The organism is Pseudarthrobacter sp. NPDC080039, assembly GCF_040702335.1.
In the GTDB taxonomy this organism is placed as follows: domain Bacteria; phylum Actinomycetota; class Actinomycetes; order Actinomycetales; family Micrococcaceae; genus Arthrobacter; species Arthrobacter enclensis_A.
In genome coordinates, this window is sequence record NZ_JBFBKY010000001.1 from 429993 (window position 1) to 435992 (window position 6000).

5 protein-coding genes are annotated in these 6000 nt (G+C 58.0%); 3 read left to right on the forward strand and 2 right to left on the reverse strand.

Annotated features, from left to right (window positions below; genetic code table 11):
- Positions 1-276: 276 nt before the first annotated feature.
- Both AB0313_RS02000 and AB0313_RS02005 read left to right on the forward strand, forming a co-directional pair.
- Entirely contained in the window at positions 277-474 is a 198-nt protein-coding gene (locus AB0313_RS02000; RefSeq protein ID WP_366303226.1) for a hypothetical protein, read from the forward strand.
- A 151-nt stretch (positions 475-625) separates the two neighbouring features.
- Positions 626-1276, forward strand: a complete 651-nt coding sequence (locus AB0313_RS02005) for a hypothetical protein (RefSeq protein WP_366303228.1) — start codon at positions 626-628, stop codon at positions 1274-1276.
- On the opposite strand, the gene AB0313_RS02010 is transcribed toward AB0313_RS02005, so the two are convergent.
- Both AB0313_RS02010 and AB0313_RS02015 read right to left on the reverse strand, forming a co-directional pair.
- Entirely contained in the window at positions 1268-1804 is a 537-nt protein-coding gene (locus AB0313_RS02010) for a hypothetical protein (protein WP_366303230.1), read from the reverse strand. The two genes, AB0313_RS02005 and AB0313_RS02010, sit on opposite strands and share 9 nt — an antisense overlap.
- A gap of 901 nt (positions 1805-2705) precedes the next feature.
- Positions 2706-3167 carry a hypothetical protein gene (locus tag AB0313_RS02015; protein ID WP_366303232.1) on the reverse strand — a complete coding sequence of 154 codons (462 nt, stop codon included), beginning with the start codon at positions 3165-3167 and terminating at the stop codon, positions 2706-2708.
- A 611-nt stretch (positions 3168-3778) separates the two neighbouring features.
- Between AB0313_RS02015 and AB0313_RS02020 the strand changes: the two genes are divergently transcribed.
- On the forward strand, positions 3779-5923 hold the full coding sequence (locus tag AB0313_RS02020) for a membrane dipeptidase (RefSeq protein WP_366303234.1): 2145 nt from the start codon (positions 3779-3781) through the stop codon (positions 5921-5923).
- Positions 5924-6000: the final 77 nt, after the last annotated feature.

A 6000-nucleotide genomic window follows, 5' to 3' on the forward strand; every position in this document is an offset into this window, starting at 1 on the left:
CAGAGTGGATGCCGGTGAACTCCTCGACGAACAACCCGTCCCCGAGCAATCCCCGCTCCTCGAGCAGGTCGTAAACAACATTCCGGGCGAGATCCATCAGTTCGTGGATCGCAGCCTCCACAGTTGGAGCCATCATACCTCCATGGTGCTCCCCGGCCCTGACAGCCTTCGAGCACCCGAAAGGTGTGTCTGTTGAGGGTGGTGGGGCAGGGTTAGGCTGGTCGGATCAGGAAGGAATTGGGGGATCCAGTTAGGCGCAGAAGCTGGTTGCTCCTGGTGGTTCTTCTGGTTCTGGGAGTCACGGCGTCCTTCGTGGTCCGGTCGGCCGAGGACAAGGTGACCGACCGAATGCTGTCACAGGCAGGCCGCTTCGCCATCCCGAGCGACTGGAAGCTGACCCAGGAGACTGTCCGGCCCGAGCGGTTCATGTGCATCAGCACGAACCCCTGCCCCAGTCTCTCCCGCCGCTCGTGAGGCCGAGGGCCGACTGCCGATCACGGGCCGGTCGCCAAGGGAATCCACCCTGGCGCGGTGGCTCACGCGGCGCCGTTGGGCCATCTCCCGTCGACGAGCAGTAGCCTGAGCTCGGGGACAGATGGCCCCCTGTCGCCTTTGGAGGTATGGGATGGACTTTGCAGCAATCGTGAGCTTCTTGGCGCCCTTGCTGCCGATCGCGACGGTCGCCGCCCTGATCTGGAGCGCCTGGAATACTGTCCTTGGCTTCCGGAGAGCAGACGCACGGGAGCATCTCCGCTGGCTCCAGGAGAAACGGCGAGAGGCCTACGTCAACTTCCTCGCAGCGACAAGGAAGGCGTCCCGCTCCATTTCAGCGCCACACCGCCGGGCTAAGTTGAAGGAACGAGCCGCGGCCATCTTTGCGGATGAAGAAGAGGTCAGCTATGCGCTGGACGTCGTGGTCATCGTCGGGCCCCCCAAAATGGCACGGATGGCGCGCGAGGTGGAAGCCCGGCTGAAGATGGACCGGGTGTTCTACTCCCCCAAGAGGGGAGAACAGATGCTGCCGTGGAAAGAAAAGTACATCCAGAGGGCACAACAGACCGGCGAGCCGGTGTTCGCTCATCGGTTTGCCCGGCTTTATGATGCGGAGCGGTTCGACATGGCGGCTTACGAGGAGCTCCACGCAGAGTTCCCGTTGAGGGATTTTTGGAGGGACTTCAGTCTCGAAGCTGAGAAGGAGCTGGCCAGGGACCGCCCTGAGGGGCGACTGCGGCGCTGGCTGAACTCCCGTAGCGCTAAAGATAACGCTTCACGTTGATGAATCCACCGGATGGTGCGGCAGCATCCAATACAACCCAGTCCCGGCCAGGGCCCCGGTGACTATGCCCGCAATCCACCACGATGGGGCGCTGTAGTGCTGCAGCAGCCGAAAGGCACCAACACCGCCATAGCAAGCTTCTCGCAACTGCTCATAAAAGGGGCCAGCGAGCCGCTCATCAAGCTTGCAGGTCTCGTCCGCATTGGTGCCCATGACAAGGGCGTAGGAGATCAGGGAACAAACGCCGGCGCCGCCGATGATCTGGAGGCCCGTCTCGAGTTCAATCTTTCGCCCACCTCGCCAGTAGGCCCAACCGAACATGCTTAGTCCGGCGAAGAAAAATGTCAGCGGCAATATCAGCAGCATGTTGAGGTGGTCCATCAGATGAGTAGAGCCGATGATTCCGCTCTGTAGTCCTCCCCCGAGCACCACGATGACCGCCGCGGCCCCCAGAAGTGCTTTCCACCAGGACCATTGCCAAGTCCGGCGCGAAGAGGCTTCTCCCTGAGGAATAGTTTCCTCGGCCATGGCACCAAATGTGGCACTACGCCAGGGGCCGGGCAATACCCAAAGGTCCTTGCCTGGCCCCTATTTTTAAAGTGGGGTTTTTGCGCCTCCGCCGCCACGATGGCGAGTGCCGAGGGACGTGCCGGCCCGGTTGTGGATCAGGAATTCCTCAAGTTGCTTCTCCATCTTGAAAGCCAGCTGCTCCTGGACCCTTGCGGCGACGGTTTGAACAACCGGCTGTTCCGAGGGTTTATGCGTGAAACACGGCCCCGTTGGCACTCTTACTGCGCTCAGCCTCATCTGTTCGTGCCGCGAGGCTGCGGGCTACCGCGATGATTACTTTCTACAGGCCTGTATTAATGAGTTTGAGTCCAGCGTTCGGCGTTCTCGGTGTCCTGTACGCAATGTTGACGCTAAGATTATTTCGCAGCTTACGTCACCCAACCCCGATCCGCCACGGGTACCTAACCGGTAAAAGATCCTGCCCCTCATCCTGCATGACGCAAAGGCCAGGTCCCGCAGCTCGGTCCTTTCGCCCACCCGTTGAGGGCGCTTGATAGGCCTTCCGCAGTGCCCCTGCCGCCTTGACAAGCTCCCTAAATCAACCGGCCTCAGCAAGATTTTGGAACGGGTATGGAGACGCACGCGATGAGTCAGACGCCGCTCGAGGATTACATTATTCAAGTCTTGCTGCCATCGCCTTGAACTTTGCTAAGCACCGACGTCGTGGCCCTTTGCCCGAAGTAGAAACCGGCCACCGCGGTCACTAGTGTGCCGATAGTCGCAGCCGCAGACTTCGCGTAATCGTCGCTAGCCGGGTGCGCTGCTGCGAGTTTTACTCGGTAGGTGCGGCCGGCACCGGTGTCAGAGTTGCCCTGGTTTTCCACATCTAGGGACACTATCCGGTCCTGGGGAAGAGTCTTCAACGCGTCAGCTGTAACGCCCGTAGACACGAATCCGTCTGACTCACCCCCCGGATCTGCCCGTACAAATAGATTGTGAAGATCGCAAAGATCAGCAGGAGTGTGAGGGCAATAACTGCGCTCACACTACCCTCAGGTAATCCGAGCGCCTCTCTTTGTGCCCCCTTTCCATTTATAAGATAGGAGAGCACCGCGATTGCCATAAGCATCAGGAGTAAGACGCCGACACCGAGAATGATCCAAATCGTTAGGGTAACTTCAGATGGACTGCCTGCAGGCATTTTAGTGAGATAACCCAGGAGGTTGACCCCGCCCAAAACGATGGCCACGATCATCGAGATCAAGACAATGGCGGCGAAAATCGGGCGCCAACCGATCCGCTTTGAAATTGAGCCATTCCCGGCTGACGTATTTTTGCCATTCGGGGGCGGTTCTTCATTTCCACCGTTAGCGTCGCTCACCATTCCCCCTTGATTCTATTGACCGGAAGTGTACGCCGACGTCCAACACAGGGCTAGAGTTTATGGACCTTAATGGGGGTATTAGGGGTGCTGCCCTGGCCGCGTATAGGGAGTCGAGGGGGGCTACTAGGGATGAAAAGCCCGCTACATATAGCACCACGAACGGGGTTCGCTAGGGCTTTTCACCGAACTACCTAAAGCACTTGACAGTTGACGGCCTAGGGAGCATTCTCAAACCGAATTGTCTCCACGACCGGTGGCTAAAGTGAACATTAGCTGTTCAACTGGCAGTGGTACCGCGAATTGACCCGCCACGACGGGAACGCGCTCTTTGCATCCGTTAGATCGATGGAGAACCCGAAATGGTAAAGACTTTGACGCTCTTCTCCCTCGGAGGGCTTTTCTCGACACTAAGCGCCCTTACAGTCTTCTGGCCAGACTGGCTAGAAGAATTTGCCGGGGCTGATCCAGATCTTGGGTCCGGAGCCCTGGAGCGAGGAATTGCCGTGATTCTGGCAATTCTCGCCGTCACGCTGATTAAGCAAGCTTTGCGGGCGGGCAAACAGGCCGCGGCGGGTGTCAGCACTCGAGCTGTCCTTGGAAGGTGAACTGTGGCAATTTATGGATTTGCAGATCTTCATTGTCACCAGTTCGCGAATCTGGGCTTCGGCGGGGTTGAATTTTTTGGTTCGCCACGCGGAAGACTGGAGGACGCGGTTCCTTGGTGCGACGGAGCTCACGGACCGGGAGGGCTTGGCGACGCTGCTGCCTGGGTGATGGGAAGGGTTTACGGCTATCCCTTCGGATTCGGTCATAAGGTTGGTGGCTACCCGGAGTTCGATGGGTGGCCTCGTTTCGACAACGTCACACATCAAGTCGTGCACAGGGATTGGCTGGAACGAGCGTGGCGCGGTGGTCTGCGTCTGATGGTGATGCTCGCGGTCAATAACGAGTGGCTGGCTCATTTCTGGTTCATGAGGCGAGCTGATGGAAACACCGGCAACGACATGCAGTCCGTCTGGCTGCAGTTGGAAGGAGCGCGGCAACTTCAGGAGGAGATCGATAGTGAATACGGGGGTGCCGGCAAAGGCTGGTATCGGATAGTAGATGATCCACTAGAAGCCATCGATGTCATGGGTCAGGGAAAGCTAGCTGTTGTTCTCGGCATTGAGGTTGACTATCTGTTCAACAGTTATCCCCCGGTGAACCCGACCCAAATACCGTGGACCGCGGCTGGCCAATTCCCTCTCCTTGACGAGCCGAGCGTAGTCGCGGCCGTCAAGGAGGCCTATGACATGGGAGTGCGTTATGTTTTTCCCATTCATTTTGCAGACAACATGTTTGGTGGAACCGCGCATCAGAACGGTACCGAGTACTCCCAAATTGATCAGGTGCTTGACGCCGCCTCCCTTAGCACCCCTTGGGGATCCGTTCTTCTGCCAAACCGCATCACGACCGTTCCGGCCCCCGATCTGGGCTTCGATCAAAGGAATGTCCAAGGGCTAACGCCACTCGGCCGGACACTACTTCGCGAACTCATGAACTACGGCATCATGTTCGACATTGATCACATGTCCTATCAGTCACGACAAGACACCTTGGACCTCGCTGAGGCGGAGAGCTACCCGGTGATCTCGGGACACACCGGGTTCAACGACATCCTGATGGGGAAGAAGCACAACGAAACTCAGCTTTCCCTCCGCGATGTTGATCGCATCCGGCGGCTGGGAGGAATGGTCGCCCCGATCATATCCCAGGGCGAACTCGACGAAGTTGCGACTTGGACTCGTCCTGACGGCACATCAGTGCCACATGTCATTGGGCAATCCACAAACACGTTCGCCCAGGCGTTACTTTACGCAGTCGAGAAGATGCAGGGCGGCCCTGTCGCCATCGGAACCGACTTCAATGGCTTCGCCGGCGTACCTGGTCCCAGGACGGGACCTGACATTTACCAGCAAACGTCGGTCTTCGGGCCACACCTCCCCGAGGTGGTCTACCCGTTCACCACCGGCGAGGGGGTGGTGATGGATAAGTGCACGGCGGGAAAGCGCGATTTCGATGTCAACCAAGACGGGCTAGTACACGTCGGGCTCCTTCCCGATCTTGTAGCCGATCTTCAGGCCATGGGTGTCAGGCAAGAAGAGTTAGAACCCCTGCTGCACTCAGCTGAAGGGTTCGCAGGAGTCTGGCAGTCGGCCTGGCAGCGGAACGGCGCGGTTATCCAAAACAGTAACGGTGAGATCTGGGTCATATACGGTAAGGCCAGGTTTCATGTCCCGGACGCGGCGACGCTGGAAAGACTCTTTCCTGGCACCCAAATTAGAAAGACAACGGGGTCCTTGGACGATATTCCTCAAATACCGGCCGATGGCACTTTACTCAGGGAAGAGGATGGTACGACTTGGGTCATCTATGGGTCTGCTCGGTTCCATGTCCCGGATCCACTCATCCTTCGAATGATTTTTGGGCTGAGCACGGTGAATCAAGTCTGGAATCATGCGGTCGACGACATTCCCTTGATCCCAGCTGATGGGACTCTGCTACGCGAGCACAACGGAACAATCTGGGTTATATTCGGCGGAGCCAAGTTCCATGTCCCGGATTCTACAACCCTCAACCGCATCTACACAGGGATTGGGGTTATCCAGCTCTGGGATGGTGCCGCGGACGCCATCCCGGGCGTGCCTGCCGATGGCAGTTTCTTCCGTGAAGAAGACGGAAAGGTCTGGGGTATTTGGTTGGGTCCCCGGTAAGGAGTCCAGTGTTTGTGTGAGTTTCGTGTCCGAGAATGGGCACAGGAGGAAATTCACGAATCATGGCACGCAGACAC

Bases quoted from the DNA above. Each gene is read 5' to 3' on its own strand.
- AB0313_RS02005 (WP_366303228.1), top strand. From the start codon at position 626: ATGGACTTTGCAGCAATCGTGAGCTTCTTGGCGCCCTTGCTGCCGATC.
- AB0313_RS02010 (WP_366303230.1), bottom strand. From the start codon at position 1,804: ATGGCCGAGGAAACTATTCCTCAGGGAGAAGCCTCTTCGCGCCGGACT.